Raw genomic sequence first — 15,776 nt, forward strand, 5'->3', positions numbered from 1 at the left:
CCGCGACAAAATATACATTCGCCATCATCTATTACCTTATATTTCTTTAATATTGAGTCAGTCTATTGGCTACAGTTTTCTAGGCTAAGTTACTAGACCTACGCTAAAACTACGTTTTAACCAATACCCCCCACAAAACCTGATATGTTGCGGGCAAATAACCGCCTTCTACACGCTTCGCCTCATAAGCTGAAACAAAGTCTCTTAGCTTGGCCTTGCCTGTCATTCCCGTTGGTCGATGAGCCGTAATGTTATGCGCTCCCAACATTTTTAGCTCACGAGTTAACTCCCGCACTGAAGAGTATCGAAGAACTTTAGCCTCTTGACTAAAGGTGCGAACATCAAACGCTATATTATCCAAGGCCCGCTTATGCTCCTGAAAGCTACCAAACTCATTAACATGCTGAAGTTCATCAACTTCGTGCCACGCTTCTTTTAATTCAAACAAGGAACCGTCAATCAGGGTAGAAAATGCAAACATGCCACCCGGTTTTAATATTCGCTGTACTTCTGCAAACATCTTTGGGAGGTCGGCACACCATTGAATCGCTAAACTGGAAAAAACCAAGTCATGGCTACTGGACGCTATTGGTAAATTTTCGGCGTCGCCAGCAAGCCAAAACTGACCATCAGCCGCATGCTGAGAACGCGCATAAGTGAGCATATCTACCGACAAATCAACGCCCATATACTCTGCGGAAGAAAATCTCTCCTTTAACTTATCAGACGAATACCCGGTACCACAGCCCAAGTCAATCATTCGACGGCAATCGTTTAAGGAAATCTTACTCAAGAGCCTATCAGCAGTCCAACGTTGAAAATGCGCTACTGAGTCATAACTGGCAGCAGCTCGACCAAAAGACCGGGCTATCTGGGATTTTTCTATCGAGTCAATCGTCATAGAGTTTCCAAAAACGAGAACAAGTGCTTTTTAATATCCATAGCATGCCTGGCACAGGGTAAATGCCCCATGTCATTAACTACCTTTACGCGACATTCGTTAGCTACCGGACTCTCAGCAACTTGATTCTCGATATAGATTGCCAAGTCTTGAGCGATTAGACTGTCATGACTACCTAGAAGCCAATACATTGGAGTTGATATATTTTCCAGGCACTGTCTTAAGTCCAAGCTTTTCAGTAAACCTAAACCAAACTCTAAACTAGATTTTGGCGGCAGCGACTCCACTGTATAAACTAAATGCAGGAACTTTTTGTCCAAGTGTCGGTACTGACTTCCCGATAACAGTAAAAAGGAAAAACGACGAACCAGCTGCGACCACTCTTCAGCCTCAACCAAGCCCTGCAACGAATCAAAGTCTTCAGTTGTGACGCCATAGGGCCAACCATCCTGATTAACGAAACATGGGGTCGATTGAAGAAGAGCCACGCCTTCAACAAATCCCTTACGTAACTTTTCAGAACTATAGTTAGACAAATAGTTAAGAGCCAGCTGACCACCAAGAGACCAAGCTGCAACAAGCGTTCCTGGCTGAACACAGTCGTCAATAGCTCGACTACATTCATCCAAGGATGTCAGACCAGCAAGACTCAAGACATCAATAGAATATCCGTCAAAACCTTCTGCAAAAAAGTCTTCCCACATCGAGGTCGGCGCTGACCAGCCATTCACTAACACAATATGTTGCACAGTTTGCTTAGACATCTGGTGTCACAATACCTAAATCTATCGCCATACTGAGGGCATCGAGCAGTTGCTCAACGTGGGCTAGATCATGATCAGCACTAAAGGTCACACGTAAGCGCGAGGTATTAGCAGGAACAGTAGGAGGACGAATAGCGGTTACCAGTATGCCCTGACTAAGCAGGAAGTTTGACAGTGCGATAGCATCATCACTACTGCCGATAATCAAAGGCTGAATAGGACTATTTGATTCAACAAGACAATAACCTAGCGCTTGTGCCTCAAGCCTAAAGTAAGTGATCAAAGAGGATAAATGTGCTCGCTTCTGATCGGCTTTTTTAATCAGATCAAGACTAGCTCGTGTTGCAGCCGCAATCGCCGGTGGCATAGCTGTTGTATAAATATAAGGGCGTGCCGCTTGAGTCAGGTAATCGATTAGAAGCTCTGAACCAGCAACAAAAGCACCTGATGTACCAAAGGCTTTGCCAAAGGTACCCATCAACACAGGAACGTCTTTCTGAGCAAGTCCAAATACATTACATGAGCCTTTTCCCTGTTCACCAATAACACCCAAGCCATGCGCGTCATCAACCATTAATAAGGCACCTTGCGCAGTGCAGGTTGCTGCAATATCTTTCAGGGGTGCGATATCTCCATCCATGCTGAATATGCCGTCACTGACGACTAAGGCCTTGCTTTGTTTCACACCTACCGGCTGACTACGTGTCGAGAGCTTATCTAAATGAGAACTAAGGCTGGAAACGTCATTGTGTAAGTAGCGTTGAAAGCGAGCTCCACTCAATAAGCCACCATCTATAAGCGAGGCGTGGTTAAGCTTATCCTGCAGCACAATGTCGCCCTTTCCTACCAGGGTAGATACCACTGCCAAGTTGGCCATATAGCCACTAGAAAAAACCAGCGCTTTATCACGCCCGGTAAACTCTGCAAGTTCGCACTCTAAGGCTTCATGTTCTTGATGATGCCCAACGACAAGATGCGAGGCGCCACTGCCCACACCACTCCTGTCGATACAGGATTTGGCTGCTTTCTTCAGCGCAGTATGATTCGCTAAACCTAGATAGTCATTACTACAAAAGGAAAGAAGCTTACGACCATCAACAAGCGGTTCAATCTGCTGAGGCGAACTTAGCAAGCGATGAGAACGCAATAAACTCTTAGCTTTTAGAGCGTCAATCTCTTGCTGCCAAAGGTCTTCAAAAATAGACATACACTAAACCAATTACTGCTTATACAGCTAACAAAACCTATCTACTCAGAAGAAAGGATCAGTGGCCTAATTTGATTAAGCAGACCACTCGTTGCGAACCATCAGAAATTAAACAAGTGATTGAGATTGTTCATTTCCAGCTGGGGAAGCCGCTTCGTAAAACAAATGCTTATTAGCTTCTGCGTCAATCGCCTTATTTAGTTGAGCTTCCTGATCGGCATCAGACTTTTCAATGCGCTGTTCAGGGCGTAAGCCCAAACGCTTGAACAATTGCATATCTTTATGAGACTCAGGGTTAGGAGTAGTCAACAGGCACTCACCATAGAAAATTGAGTTTGCTCCAGCCATAAATGCCATTGACTGCATCTCATCTGACATCGCTTCCCGCCCTGCAGATAGGCGCACATGACTCTTAGGCATCATGATACGTGCAACAGCAATACAACGAATAAATTCAAACTTATCCAAGTCGTCAACGTTTTCAAGTGGCGTTCCCTTCACTTTAACCAGCATATTGATGGGGACACTTTCAGGATGAACTGGCAAGTTTGCTAACTGCACAAAAAGTCCTACACGATCAGTTGCCTTTTCACCCATACCAACGATGCCGCCACTACAGACTTTCATACCTGCGTCACGAACATGAGACAGTGTATCCAGTCGATCCTGATAGCTTCTAGTGGTAATAATCTTATCGTAATATTCGGGAGAGGTATCCAAATTATGGTTGTAATAATCCAGGCCTGCATCGCCCAGCTGGTCGGCCTGATCCTGGGTTAATTTACCCAAGGTCATACAGGTCTCAAGCCCCATATCTTTAACACCTTTAACCATTTCTAATACATAAGGTAGGTCTTTATCACTCGGGTGTTTCCAAGCGGCCCCCATGCAGAAACGACTACTTCCTTTTGCTTTTGCTTCTTTGGCTTTCTCTAGTACTTTTTCAACCTGTAGCAAGCGCTCTTTTTCCAGGCCAGTATTGTAATGTCCGCTCTGCGGGCAATATTTACAATCCTCAGGGCAAGCACCCGTCTTGATCGACAGCAAAGTACTCACTTGAACTTCGTTGGGATCGAAATTGTCTCTATGCACAACTTGCGCTTTAAACATCAAATCATTAAACGGCAAGTCGAATAAAGCCTGAACTTCGGCAGCAGTCCAATCGTGTCGTACGCTCATAAGTATGTTCTCGTGTGCAAAACCATGGTAAAACATGCGTCAACTTTATACATCAACGCTTAAGGATGAGTGTAATGATAAGCTTCACCAAAAAGTTGTCAACCAAATTTCATTTTTTGGTTAACAACTGGCATGCTCTGGATATTATTTTTCAATCCCCTTGCTTACTATGCGACGCCATAACTCTAAATAAATCAGCGATTTGCAAATCTTGCTTAGCGGACTTGGAATGGAATGTTACATTCTGCAAGCAATGCTCGCTTCCAATGAATAGCGAGAGTTGTAAAGAGCTTATCTGTGGAGAATGCCTTAGCAGTCCTCCCCCGTTCAAGACATGTGTGGCGCCATTCAACTATTCCTTCCCGATCAATAGCATCATTTATAGAGTTAAATCATCTGGAGAACAATATTGGCTGAAGAGCTTAGGTCTCGAGTTTTGTCGTTACCTAGAGCTCTACCATAAGGACCTTCCCCAACCAGACTTTATCGTTCCCATTCCATTGCACAGGGATAAACTCAAAGAGCGCGGATTCAATCAAGCCGAATCGTTAGCAGTACTGTTAGGGAAACATCAAAAGTTAGCCGTAAATACAAAGTTGATAGTTAAATCCAAGATGAGCGCCGACCAAAAAAGTCTTAACAAAGTTCAGCGACTAATAAACCTCAAAGGATGTTTTACTATAGATAACCCTCAAGTAGTCAAAGACAAACACATTGTGTTAGTTGATGACGTCGTGACCACAAAAGCGACCAGCGAAATATGTAGCCAATTACTCCTTGATAAAGGGGCGAGTCGCGTTGATATCTGGAGTCTGGCCAGAACACCAAAAGCCAGCTAGGCAAATAGCCATAAAGAGTAATGTTATAGTTTTTCTTTCTTCAGAATAGAGTAAATATACTCTGCAATAGCCAAAGAAGATGTTAAACCTGGCGACTCAATTCCAAGTAAGTTTACTAAGCCTGCTACACCATGATCAGCAGGCCCTTGTATGGAAAAGTCAGCTGCCATGTTTCCGGGAGGGACAATTTTAGGCCGGACACCGGAGTAATCAGCATGCATTTTATCGAGCTCTACTTCAGGCCAATATTTACTCACCTCTGCGTAAAACTGCTCCCGTTTTTTCGGGTCCACCTTATAGTCAATGTGCTCAACATCAGTCACGTCCAGCCACTCAACATCCGGGCCAAATTTAGCAGCTCCCTGCATATCAAGCGTAAGATGAACACCCAGACCTCCCGGCTCAGGAACCGGATAGACTAAATGATCAAAAGGAGCTGCGCCGCTATAAGCAAAGTAACTTCCTTTGGCAAAGAAAGCTTTCGGTAACTCGGCAATAGAAATGGCTGGAGAATCATTAACAAGAGGCTGAGCATTTAGACCTGCAGAGTTGATGCAGCACTTCGTTCTTATCAGAGCCTCCCCGCCATTGAGAGTAAGCTCAACTCCACCCTCATCCTGCCCGGTTATCTGGAGCTCTGAGTTAAACACGCACTGACCACCGTTTGCCTCAAGATCAGCCTGCAATTGAAGCATATAGGCATGACTATCCAAAACGCCTGTCGAAGGCGACAATAAGGCTGCTTTACCCACTATCGCTTGCTCTAGCTTATTAAGTTCTACAGAACCGATGAAGCGAAGATCGTCTACACCATTAAGTTGAGCTTGGTTTTTAATTTCCTGAAGACGAGCTATCTGATCATCACTTGTCGCAACAATCAATTTTCCACAAGCTTTGAAAGGAAGGTGATGCTTAGCACAATAGTCATATAACATTTCTTTCCCAGCCACGCATAGCTGAGCTTTTAAGGAACCTTTTGGGTAATATATTCCTGCATGGATCACTTCACTATTGCGTGAAGAAGTCTGCGTGCCAATGCTGGATTCTTTATCGACGAGCAAAACTTCCCGACCCTCAAGAGCTATTCGCCTCGCTATTGCTAAACCAACAACTCCAGCTCCGATCACCAGGCAATCCACATTAAACTGTTCCATCGCTATTTGCGCCTCACAATTCTTCTCTTAACTCCTTTAGCGAGCAGCTATGACCCTACATTAAACAAAAAAGGCCTACAAGACCGAAACTTCGACCCATGTAGACCCTCATACTATTGCTCTAAAGACTAGAGCTGACTTAACGCAATGCTTCTTTGGTCACCTGAGCCTCAAGCACTGCGACCACTCGCCTATTTTTAGCGCGCCCATCTTCAGTCTCGTTGTCTGCAATCGGCTGCTCCTCACCGAAGCCTTTTGCGGCAACTCGCTCTTCAGCGATGCCGAACTCGTCAACCAATACTCGCCTAACAGACTCAGCTCTACGTTGAGATAGCTTCAGATTGTACCGACGACTGCCTTGGTAATCCGTGTGTCCCTCCACCGTCAAAGTCGTTGATACGACTTCTTTCATAAAGTCTGCGATCTTCTTAACTTCCGGGTAGTATTCTAGCGTTAACTCATCACTTTTCGCTGCAAACTTAATATCCATGGTAATTGCAACCTGCTTGGTCAACATGACGGCACAACCCGTTTCATCTACACGGAATGATGGGTTTGTACCAGGGCACAAATCAGTATCATCGAATACACCATCTAAATCTTCATCAGTTGGTTCTGGCTCAGGCTCAGGCTCAGGCTCCGGTATTGGTTCGGGTTCTGGTTCGGGCTCTGGCTCCGGTTCCGGCTCTGGTTCCGGAATTGGCTCTGGTTCAGGCTCTGGAGCCTCTCGAATAAACTCTCGACCAAATGAATAACCCAAAGTCATTCTGACACCTAAGTCTGTTTGCTCATGATCGGCACCATGCAAAGCTAACAGTTCACCACGAAAAATATAGTTGGTATCCTGATAGGCCTTTACTCCTAAGCCCAAGTGAATTGCAGTTTCTTTTACTTTGCTGCTACTTTTCAAGTCAAACTTCTGATGGCCCATGCCCGCCGATAAGAAAGCTCGGGTGTTACCCTCATTCAGGTGATAGAGCACGCCTGGAGACAAACGTTTAGTCCGGCTATCAGGACCTCCCCTTTTGCCATCAGCGTTATACATGGAAAACCACAGGTCCCAGGATAAGTCACTACTTAATGGTCGCTCAAACCCAGCTTCAAAGCTAAGCCCTTCCTCAAGATTGCGATCTGAGTCGAACAAATACCCTGCTGCACCAAGATATAATTCACCATCTCGAATAAATTCTGCACTCACGGGGTGAGCTAAAAAGCAAGCCAATAAGGCAAGTATGATTTTAAAGTTCATGTTTCGGCTATCCTTAAATCGCGCACCACAACTCACGTAGATTATAATTGGAAAGAACTTGATACGTTCGTACAAACTTCGGTGACGCTGATTAACTGTTAATGCAATTCCCGTTACTTTTAAGGCGCAAACTTACCAAGGAATCTCATACAATTCCATGCGCTTTTGTCGCATTTGCTAGGCAGTTAGCGCTTCGATCTAAAAATATTAACTCAAAACGCCTTCTGAAGAATTAAAACTATCCCTCACTCACAAAAAACCGCCCTGCACTTTTCGGTGCAGAGCGGTTTAAGATAGAGATCGGCCTTCAAACCATGAGGCCGATATTGATTAAGCGCTTATTTAGTCGCAGCCTTCTTAATACTTGATTCAACTACCGCTACAACACGACGGTTAGCCGCTCTACCTTCAGATGTAGCATTATCAGCAATAGGCTGCTCCTCACCAAAACCTACAGACTTAACACGAGCAGCAGGCAAACCAAACTTATCAGTCAAAACCTTACTTACAGAATCTGCACGACGCTGCGATAAAGCTTTGTTGTATGCATCATTACCGCGATCATCAGAGTGCCCTTCTACGGTCACAACAGTTTTCTCAAACTGCTGCATAAACTCGGCAACTTTCTCGATTTCCGGGTAGTTATCCTTAGAAAGTATAGAGCTATTTGACGGGAACTTGACATCCATCTGGATAGAAACAGTTTCTGTCAGCATGACGGGACATCCCGACGCATCGACCTTAAACGCAGCATTAGTACCCGCGCACTTATCGATGTTGTCCGCTACGCCATCTTTGTCAGAGTCTTTGATCACTACCTTTTGAACTGGCGCTGGCTTAACTTCCTCTTTAACGGGAGCAGGCTCTTGCTTCTGAACCACTTGCTTAACAGGAGTGATGACAGGTGCTTCCACCATCATTGCTGGCGCGACATCACGACCAAATGCATAACCAACAGCTAAGCGAGCACCAACATCCAGCACTTCGTTATCCAGGCTATTCATCGCAAGCACTTCAGCTCGAAGAATCAAGTTTGAGTCATAGTACTTTTTAACACCCACACCTAAATTGATCAATGACTCACTGTGGTCATCGCCACCCTCTGTTTCATATTCTAAATGACTGAAACCAGCAGAAATAAATGGACGCACATCACCACGCTTCAAATGGAACAACAGACCGGGATTGATGCGCTCTGCATCAAGCTCAGCACCACTATATTTCCCTTCAACCTCATAAGCAGATAACCATGCTTCAAGAGACATCACTTCGTTTACAGGAAGTTCAATACCACCTTCCAGGCTAAATGCGTCATCAAATGAGCGGTCGTCATCATGGTGGTAAAAAGCCCCCCCTAAAAATGCCTCAAAATTTGGATATTCGTCAGCGACAGTTGCAGTTGATACGCCAGCAGCAAGGACACCCGCAAGTAGTAAATTCTTCTTCATAATCAGTTCTCCAGAACTCTCATTTATCTAAAACTATTAATTCGTATATGTAACTATATTTAGGCACTTTCTTTGAGCAAATGAATATCGCGCTGAGGGAAAGGTATTGTTGCACCAGCTTCTTCAACAGCTTGCTTAAGTAACGGTCTCGCGTCAAAGTAAAAGCTCCAGTAGTCTTCCGAGCGAACAAAAGCACGAACCAGAAAATCAACCGAACTGTCACCTAAATTCGATACGCCTACCAAATTATTTTTATTATCAAGCACCCGCTGATCGGTTCGCAACACTAATTCCATTGCTTCTTTTGCTTCTCTTATATTGTCAGAGTAACTAATACCGATCGCGATCTCAACAGCGCGTGTTTCGTTACGGGAATAATTAGTAATGGAACCATTGGCCAAGGGCCCGTTTGGCACGATTATAATACGCTCATCCAAGGTCAGTAAGGTTGTTACAAATATACCGATATCCTTGACGGTTCCTTCATGGCCTTGTGCACTAATGTATTCACCCACCTGTATTGGGCGGAATATTAGAATCATGACACCACCCGCAAAGTTAGAAAGACTCCCTTGTAAGGCAAGGCCCACTGCCAAACTCGCAGCACCAAGCACAGCTACAAACGATGTCGTTTCAATTCCGACCATTGAGGCAACACTAATTACGAGCAATACTTTTAAAACTATTTCGACACCGCTTGAGAAGAATTTTGCCAACGTTTCATCTGGCATATTCTTATGCAGACTACTATTTACCAGCGACGAAATCCTGTTAACAATCCACCAGCCAATAATTAAAGACAGTATCGCTAATACTACCTGCCCTCCATAAAGCATGACGGGCTCTTCTACCTGCTTCCAAATATCCTGTAGTTGCTGTTCCATTATTTATCTCCTAATACCTTTTAGTTTTAATTCCATCAAATTACACTCCTAAGAAAGCCAAAAGTCACAATTTATTTTTTAATTTTATTTTGTGACTTTCTTTTATCGACTTATGTCATAATTTCTGTAATTTCATCAATTCAAATTGAGACCAACACTATGGATGACCTCGACGATCTTGACGCACTGTTCAAATCCGATGAAAAACCAAAATCTGACAACATAAAATCGGTACTCCAGAAGACACGCACCCAAACAAGTCAACACGACACGATGAGCTTTGCGCTGGTCAAAATATGGGTAACCATGGCTGAGTTGTTTGCCCCGATGTTCGCAAACTTGGCACTTAAAAATAGTGACCAACTTGCTCCCAAGAACAATCAGTCTGACCAACAGACCTAAGCGACCTATCAGGAGTTAGTAATGCTCGAAGCAATGAAAGAAACCCTAGCCGATCCGATGATACTATGGGCTAAGATCGCTGAATTCTTACCTAGCCTACTCACCGCACTAGGCCTACTGATAGGTGGATACTTTGTCGCTAAATTTCTAGCCGGAGCCATAGCAAAGCTATTTTCAAAAATCGGCCTTGACCGCTTAGCCGAAACAGCGGGCATTGATGTTGCACTGAAGAAAGCAGGCATGAGCTCAGGGCCGTCAATACTGCTATCTAAGATAATTTACTGGCTTGTATTTCTCACATTTATCATCTCTGCTTCAGATGCTTTAGGCCTGGATAGAGTCTCCGCCACCATTGATCACTTCGTGCTGTATATACCAAAAGTGATTAGCGCTCTTATTCTAACCTTGATCGGTTTATTCATTGCAGGACTTGTGCGAACTGCCATTGAGGCCTCACTTGCCAGCATTAACCTAGGTTATGAACGTACAATTGGCGGAATTATTTATGCGCTAATTGTTATCATTGTAGTGTCACTGGCGATCAACCAACTAGAGATTGAAACCGATTTGCTAAACCAGGTTGTTATTATCTTTTTGCTCTCTGCTGCAGGAGCAGTTGCACTTGCACTCGGTTTAGGCACAAAACATGTTGCCGGAAATGTCGTTGCAGGCGTTTATGCTCGTGAACTATATGTTCCGGGTAACAAAATTAAGGTTGATAACGTTTCTGGTGAAGTAATTGAGATCTGCTCTACTGCGCTGATTATAGAAACTGAAGACGGCCGCAAAATCACAATCCCCAACAGTAAACTAATTGATTCTCAAGTGGAGATTCTATCGCAATAACTCTGCTTACCAATTACTAGCATGACGCTTAATAGCGTAGAAACCAAGCACAACCATGTAGCTCTTCCTGCCAATAATGACCCTGACAATGAGTGGGTCACCCAAGCACAGGAAGAGCTGCCCTATCGTACCTGTGCATACGAAAAGCTTATTCGAAAATACGAAAAGCTGGTCTTTCATATTTGCCTGAAGATGCTCGGAAATCGTGATGATGCTGATGATGTATCGCAGGAAGTCATGCTTAAAGTTTTCCACTCGCTAGTCAAATTCGAGGGTCGCTCCAGTTTTAAAACCTGGATCGCTAGAATTGCCACGAATACCTGCTTGAGTGCTGCAGACAAGCGTAAACGCACCCGAGAACTGCAAGCAATGTTAACAGATGATCCAAGCCAAGAAAGAACAAGCACCATCAACACCACAAAACGCGACCTCGATAGCGCAATGCAATTATTAGCACCTAAAGAACGAGAAATTCTAACCCTACGTTACACAGCAGAATTACGCATCGAAGAAGTGGCCGAAGTCTGTGACCTAAAACTAAGTGCTACTAAGATGCGCCTTTATCGAGCTCAGGAAGCACTGAAAGAGCACATGAAAGCATATCAACACTAAGTCCGCCACTAAGCCGCCTCCCATGCTACAATAGCGGTATTTAACCTAGACGATTCTCTAAGAGACAAGACACCTTGAGTTCACCTGATAACGAACATCCTTACGCACAACTTACACCCGACTTCGTACTCGACGCAGTCGAGTCAATCGGGCTATTTAGCGACTCTCGCATCCTTAGCCTTAACTCATATGAGAACAGGGTCTATCAGGTAGGAATTGAAGATGGCACGCCTATTATCGCTAAGTTTTATCGCCCCCAACGCTGGACGACTGAAGCCATTCTTGAAGAGCATGAATTTACCAGAAGCTTGCTAGAAAACGACATATCTGTCGTCCCACCGATGCTAATAAATGGCAGCACACTTCACGATTACCAAGATTTCCGTTTTGCATTATTTAAGCGCCAAGGCGGATATGCACCCGAGATTGAAATACCCGACACACTCTACCGAATCGGTTGTAACATCGGCCGAATACACCAGGTCAGTAACGCAGAAACCTTTAAGCACCGTCAAAACTTTTGCATCGAAAACTGGGCGATCAAGAGCAGACAGTTCTTGCTAGACAACGACTTTCTATCCAGATCGCTTCGACCGGCATACGAAACCTTAAGCCAAGACCTGATAGATAAGATGCAACATATATGGAAGAGCTGCCCATTCAACCCGATTAAACTTCACGGCGACTGCCACATTGGCAATATTCTTTGGCGTGAAGACCAAGCACACTTTGTCGATTTTGATGATTGCCTGAATGGCCCTGCAATTCAGGATCTATGGTTGATGCTTTCAGGAGACCGGCATCAACAAACCCAGCAAATGATCGAGCTGGTTGAAGGCTATGAAGAGTTCTGCGAGTTTGATACGCGCCAGCTCAAACTTATCGAGACCCTACGTACTTTGCGTATGATGCATTATGCTGCCTGGTTATCACGTCGCTGGACCGACCCTGCATTTCCAATGCACTTTCCTTGGTTCAATACCGAGCGCTATTGGTCATCACATATACTTGAGCTGAGAGAGCAGCTATCAATTTTGGATGAACCACCACTGAAGCTCCAAGCTTACTAAGACTTGTCTTCAGTCACGCATCGCATAAACTAGGCCGCTAAGATTATTACTGGAACAAACAATGAACGAACAAGCACCAAACGTTCAAGAAATAGAAGAGCAAGACAAGGTAAAAAAGTCGACACTTGTCATCGCCATTTTCATAACAGTTTTCGTAACCTTTTTCACTTTGGAACAAAATGGGCTCATTCAGCATAACAAACAAAAAGATGACTACCCTGTCGCTGAATATAAAGCTATTTTTATAGAAAAACTTGATCAAGGCGAATACCGACTTTCTCACAAACCTTCAAACCAAACAGCCGTTTGTCATCAAGGCTATTTATTTATCCAGTCAGATAAAAATGATGGCATGCAGGGTTTGTTAGTCGATTATAAAAATCGCGGTGTACGCTGTGGAGAACTGGTAAGCAAGTAATGACTGAACAAAAACCTGACACTATTTTTTCTCAAGCGCTTGATAGCGTAGGCGACTTCAAGTTTGACGAAGCAGTTGCCCGAGTTTTCCCTGACATGATCCGTCGCTCGGTTCCCGGTTACACCACGATAATTCCGATGATCGGTCTCATCACTGAGCGCTACGCTCAGAACGATTCAGCATGTTATGACCTGGGTTGTTCCCTAGGTGCATCAACACTTGCTATGCGCCATGGCTTAAGAGACAAAAGTTGCCAACTCATCGCCGTCGATAACTCAGAGTCGATGCTTGATCGCTGCAACCACTATATCAAAATAGATAACGAAGAAACTCCCGTTGAACTTGTGTGTAAGGATATCACAGAGCTGGCGTTTCAACCTTGCTCAGTCGTGACGTTAAATTTCACCCTGCAGTTTGTTGACCCTGCATTGCGCTTAAAACTCCTCAAAGATATCTATGCTGCAATGGAGCCGGGTGGCGTACTAATTCTTTCCGAAAAGATCTGTTTTGACAATCAAAATGAGCAAAGCGAGCTAGAAGAACTGCACTGGTTGTTTAAACGCGCAAACGGCTATAGTGAACTGGAAGTGAGCCAAAAGCGAAGCGCCCTTGAAAAGGTACTAATGCCAGACACCCTAGAAGCGCATCAAGCACGTTTGAAAGAGGCCGGGTTTACTCACTCCCACCTTTGGTATCAATGTTTCAACTTTATGTCGCTGATAGCGATTAAAGCAGCTTAGGTATAACGATGGATTTCTACCCTCTCTATGACGACTTATTTGCTTTCATGCGCAGCAACAAGCTCGAACCCTGGTTGGAGACTTTAATCCCCCTACTCAAACATAAGCTTCAAGAAAAGCCTCATGGTGACTTAAAGCGTTGGTTGGAGGCCTATCATTCTCTGCCAGTTTTAAACTCCGACATCGTCAATCTAGATGCTTCACGTGTTGGTGCCGACAGCAAGGAAGGCCTAAATAGTGATACGTTTAAACAGCTTGAACAAGCACTTAGAGGTTTAATACCCTGGCGAAAAGGACCCTATGACTTATTCGGCGTTCATATCGATACGGAGTGGCGATCAGACTGGAAATGGGAACGTATCAAAGACCACATCACCCCCTTAAAAAACCGGATTATACTCGATGTAGGCTGCGGTTCTGGTTATCACTGCTGGCGTATGTTGGGCGAAGGCGCACAAAATGTTATTGGGATCGACCCGAACTTTTTATTCTTACTACAGTTCGAGACTCTAAAGAAATATTGTGGCCCTCAAGCACCCATCCATTTGCTCCCAGTACGAATGGAAGATGTGACACCACAGCTAGAGGCCTTTGACACAACTTTCTCAATGGGCGTGCTTTACCATCGCCGCTCACCTATCGATCACCTATTGGAGCTCAAGGGGACCTTGCGCCAGGGCGGCGAACTGGTGCTGGAAACGCTCATTTGTGAAGGTGAGCTAGGCTATAGTCTAATGCCAGAGGATCGTTACGCCATGATGCGAAACGTCTGGTATCTACCAACTAAAGAAACCCTGAGCTTATGGCTAAGGCGAGCCGGTTTCACTAATATTCGCTGTGTAGAGAGCAACATCACCTCAACTGAAGAGCAGCGAAGCACGGACTGGATGAAGTTCCAATCCTTAAAGGACTTCCTAGACCCAACAGACCAGAGCAAAACGCTTGAAGGCTACCCTGCCCCTTTGCGTGCGACTTTCATTGCAAATAAAAAATAGCTTGTAGTCACTCTCAACTCAAAACACTCGCTCATAAAAAAAGCCTGAAAGCATAAAGCAATCAGGCTTTTTAAGTATTGATTAGCTAAATCAGTCGAAAGGATGTCTCAGCACAATCGTCTCAACACGATCAGGGCCGGTTGAAATAATATCAACAGGCGCTTCAATCTTCTCTTCAATGTACTTGATATAGCTTCGAGCATTTTCAGGAAGGTCTTCTAGTTTCTGCACACCTAAAGTGCTTTCTGACCAACCAGGTAGCGACTCAAATACAGGTTCCAGATCTTCATAACCTCGACCATCAAGCGGTGGGCGTGTTAATTCTTCACCCGCTTTAGTCTTATAACCTACACAAACCTGAATCTCTTCAAGACCATCTAGTACATCAAGTTTGGTCAAACAAATACCAGACACCGAATTGATCTGAATAGCATGACGTAAACCAACCGCGTCAAACCAACCACAACGACGTGGACGACCAGTGGTTGCACCAAACTCATGGCCTTTCTCGGCAAGATGACGACCTTGATCATTAAACAACTCTGTTGGGAATGGACCAGAACCAACTCGAGTTGTATAAGCTTTAGTAATACCCAGTACGTAATCAAGGTACATAGGACCGAAACCACTACCGGTCGCCGTGCCACCTGCGGTCGTATTTGAAGATGTTACAAATGGGTAGGTACCGTGGTCAATATCTAGCAAGGAGCCCTGGGCACCCTCAAACAAGATATTCTCACCCGCTTTACGGTATGCGTGAAGCTCGTCCGTGACATCAACCGCCATCGGTAAAAGAACCTTCGCCATCTCAAGCACATCATCAAGCGTCTTTTGATAATCTACAGGCTCAACTTTGTAGAAGTTTTCCAATACAAAGTTGTGGTATTCCATAATTTCTTTAAGCTTTTTAGCAAAGTTTTCTGCATCAACCAAGTCACCTAACCTTAGACCTCGACGAGAAACTTTATCTTCATACGCTGGGCCGATTCCGCGACCAGTCGTACCGATCTTATCAGCACCTTTCGCTATCTCTCGCGCTTGATCAAGCGCAACGTGATAAGGCAAAAT

Annotated in this window: 17 protein-coding genes and 1 pseudogene; 9 read left to right on the forward strand and 9 right to left on the reverse strand. The window is 44.5% G+C overall.

Features of this window, described 5'->3' with window-relative positions:
• Nucleotides 1–109 precede the first annotated feature (109 nt).
• From bioC to bioB, 4 genes are all read right to left on the reverse strand, one after another.
• Complete coding sequence (gene bioC / locus A3735_RS01985) at nt 110–901, reverse strand: malonyl-ACP O-methyltransferase BioC (protein ID WP_068511408.1); 792 nt, start codon at nt 899–901, stop codon at nt 110–112.
• A complete protein-coding gene (locus tag A3735_RS01990; protein WP_068511407.1) occupies nt 898–1,665 on the reverse strand; it encodes an alpha/beta fold hydrolase in 768 nt (255 codons plus the stop codon). Before A3735_RS01990 ends, bioC begins: the two co-directional genes overlap by 4 nt.
• On the reverse strand, nt 1,658–2,872 hold the full coding sequence (gene bioF / locus A3735_RS01995; protein ID WP_068553262.1) for an 8-amino-7-oxononanoate synthase: 1,215 nt from the start codon (nt 2,870–2,872) through the stop codon (nt 1,658–1,660). The genes A3735_RS01990 and bioF overlap by 8 nt, the downstream gene beginning before the upstream one ends.
• Before the next feature lie 108 nt (nt 2,873–2,980).
• A complete protein-coding gene (bioB, locus tag A3735_RS02000; RefSeq protein WP_068513447.1) occupies nt 2,981–4,051 on the reverse strand; it encodes a biotin synthase BioB in 1,071 nt (356 codons plus the stop codon).
• A 74-nt stretch (nt 4,052–4,125) separates the two neighbouring features.
• On the opposite strand from bioB, the pseudogene A3735_RS32450 reads away from it, so the two are divergent.
• Nucleotides 4,126–4,350, forward strand: a pseudogene (locus tag A3735_RS32450) (double zinc ribbon domain-containing protein); the annotation flags it as partial.
• A gap of 39 nt (nt 4,351–4,389) precedes the next feature.
• The gene (locus A3735_RS02005; protein WP_156490357.1) at nt 4,390–4,890 is read left to right on the forward strand and encodes a ComF family protein; all 501 of its coding nucleotides are present in this window, start codon (nt 4,390–4,392) and stop codon (nt 4,888–4,890) included.
• 23 nt (nt 4,891–4,913) lie between these two features.
• Here A3735_RS02005 and A3735_RS02010 read toward each other — a convergent pair whose 3' ends face one another.
• The 4 genes from A3735_RS02010 to A3735_RS02025 form a co-directional block, all read right to left on the reverse strand.
• Entirely contained in the window at nt 4,914–6,044 is a 1,131-nt protein-coding gene (locus A3735_RS02010; protein WP_068513414.1) for an NAD(P)/FAD-dependent oxidoreductase, read from the reverse strand.
• A gap of 139 nt (nt 6,045–6,183) precedes the next feature.
• On the reverse strand, nt 6,184–7,293 hold the full coding sequence (locus A3735_RS02015) for an OmpA family protein (protein WP_068507820.1): 1,110 nt from the start codon (nt 7,291–7,293) through the stop codon (nt 6,184–6,186).
• Between the two features lie 338 nt (nt 7,294–7,631).
• Nucleotides 7,632–8,741 (reverse strand): OmpA family protein, encoded by a 1,110-nt coding sequence (locus tag A3735_RS02020; RefSeq protein ID WP_082865138.1) that lies wholly within the window; start codon nt 8,739–8,741, stop codon nt 7,632–7,634.
• A 59-nt stretch (nt 8,742–8,800) separates the two neighbouring features.
• The gene (locus A3735_RS02025) at nt 8,801–9,625 is read right to left on the reverse strand and encodes a mechanosensitive ion channel family protein (protein WP_068513417.1); all 825 of its coding nucleotides are present in this window, start codon (nt 9,623–9,625) and stop codon (nt 8,801–8,803) included.
• A gap of 159 nt (nt 9,626–9,784) precedes the next feature.
• On the opposite strand from A3735_RS02025, the gene A3735_RS02030 reads away from it, so the two are divergent.
• The 7 genes from A3735_RS02030 to cmoB all read left to right on the forward strand — a co-directional run bounded on the left by A3735_RS02030 (nt 9,785) and on the right by cmoB (nt 14,708).
• Nucleotides 9,785–10,027, forward strand: coding sequence for a hypothetical protein (locus A3735_RS02030; protein WP_068513420.1), 243 nt, complete (start codon nt 9,785–9,787; stop codon nt 10,025–10,027).
• A gap of 21 nt (nt 10,028–10,048) precedes the next feature.
• Nucleotides 10,049–10,873: a mechanosensitive ion channel domain-containing protein gene (locus A3735_RS02035; protein ID WP_068513423.1), complete on the forward strand. Its 825-nt coding sequence runs from the start codon at nt 10,049–10,051 to the stop codon at nt 10,871–10,873.
• A 21-nt stretch (nt 10,874–10,894) separates the two neighbouring features.
• Entirely contained in the window at nt 10,895–11,485 is a 591-nt protein-coding gene (locus A3735_RS02040; RefSeq protein ID WP_082885771.1) for a sigma-70 family RNA polymerase sigma factor, read from the forward strand.
• Between the two features lie 74 nt (nt 11,486–11,559).
• Nucleotides 11,560–12,555 carry a serine/threonine protein kinase gene (locus A3735_RS02045; protein ID WP_068513426.1) on the forward strand — a complete coding sequence of 332 codons (996 nt, stop codon included), beginning with the start codon at nt 11,560–11,562 and terminating at the stop codon, nt 12,553–12,555.
• Between the two features lie 61 nt (nt 12,556–12,616).
• Complete coding sequence (locus A3735_RS02050) at nt 12,617–12,973, forward strand: hypothetical protein (protein WP_068513429.1); 357 nt, start codon at nt 12,617–12,619, stop codon at nt 12,971–12,973.
• Nucleotides 12,973–13,713: a carboxy-S-adenosyl-L-methionine synthase CmoA gene (cmoA, locus tag A3735_RS02055; RefSeq protein ID WP_068513432.1), complete on the forward strand. Its 741-nt coding sequence runs from the start codon at nt 12,973–12,975 to the stop codon at nt 13,711–13,713. The genes A3735_RS02050 and cmoA overlap by 1 nt, the downstream gene beginning before the upstream one ends.
• A gap of 8 nt (nt 13,714–13,721) precedes the next feature.
• Nucleotides 13,722–14,708, forward strand: a complete 987-nt coding sequence (gene cmoB / locus A3735_RS02060) for a tRNA 5-methoxyuridine(34)/uridine 5-oxyacetic acid(34) synthase CmoB (RefSeq protein ID WP_068513437.1) — start codon at nt 13,722–13,724, stop codon at nt 14,706–14,708.
• Nucleotides 14,709–14,798: 90 nt separating this feature from the next.
• Here cmoB and A3735_RS02065 read toward each other — a convergent pair.
• A partial coding sequence (locus A3735_RS02065; protein ID WP_068637498.1) for an adenylosuccinate synthase occupies nt 14,799–15,776 on the reverse strand: 978 nt, incomplete at its 5' end.

The sequence above is a fragment of the Oleiphilus sp. HI0061 genome, assembly GCF_001635675.1.

Coding starts and splice junctions, on each gene's coding strand:
- bioC (WP_068511408.1), bottom strand. CDS start 901: ATGACGATTGACTCGATAGAAAAATCCCAGATAGCCCGGTCTTTTGGT.
- A3735_RS01990 (WP_068511407.1), bottom strand. CDS start 1,665: ATGTCTAAGCAAACTGTGCAACATATTGTGTTAGTGAATGGCTGGTCA.
- bioF (WP_068553262.1), bottom strand. CDS start 2,872: ATGTCTATTTTTGAAGACCTTTGGCAGCAAGAGATTGACGCTCTAAAA.
- bioB (WP_068513447.1), bottom strand. CDS start 4,051: ATGAGCGTACGACACGATTGGACTGCTGCCGAAGTTCAGGCTTTATTC.
- A3735_RS02010 (WP_068513414.1), bottom strand. CDS start 6,044: ATGGAACAGTTTAATGTGGATTGCCTGGTGATCGGAGCTGGAGTTGTT.
- A3735_RS02015 (WP_068507820.1), bottom strand. CDS start 7,293: ATGAACTTTAAAATCATACTTGCCTTATTGGCTTGCTTTTTAGCTCAC.
- A3735_RS02020 (WP_082865138.1), bottom strand. CDS start 8,741: ATGAAGAAGAATTTACTACTTGCGGGTGTCCTTGCTGCTGGCGTATCA.
- A3735_RS02025 (WP_068513417.1), bottom strand. CDS start 9,625: ATGGAACAGCAACTACAGGATATTTGGAAGCAGGTAGAAGAGCCCGTC.
- A3735_RS02030 (WP_068513420.1), top strand. CDS start 9,785: ATGGATGACCTCGACGATCTTGACGCACTGTTCAAATCCGATGAAAAA.
- A3735_RS02035 (WP_068513423.1), top strand. CDS start 10,049: ATGCTCGAAGCAATGAAAGAAACCCTAGCCGATCCGATGATACTATGG.
- A3735_RS02040 (WP_082885771.1), top strand. CDS start 10,895: ATGACGCTTAATAGCGTAGAAACCAAGCACAACCATGTAGCTCTTCCT.
- A3735_RS02050 (WP_068513429.1), top strand. CDS start 12,617: ATGAACGAACAAGCACCAAACGTTCAAGAAATAGAAGAGCAAGACAAG.
- cmoA (WP_068513432.1), top strand. CDS start 12,973: ATGACTGAACAAAAACCTGACACTATTTTTTCTCAAGCGCTTGATAGC.
- cmoB (WP_068513437.1), top strand. CDS start 13,722: ATGGATTTCTACCCTCTCTATGACGACTTATTTGCTTTCATGCGCAGC.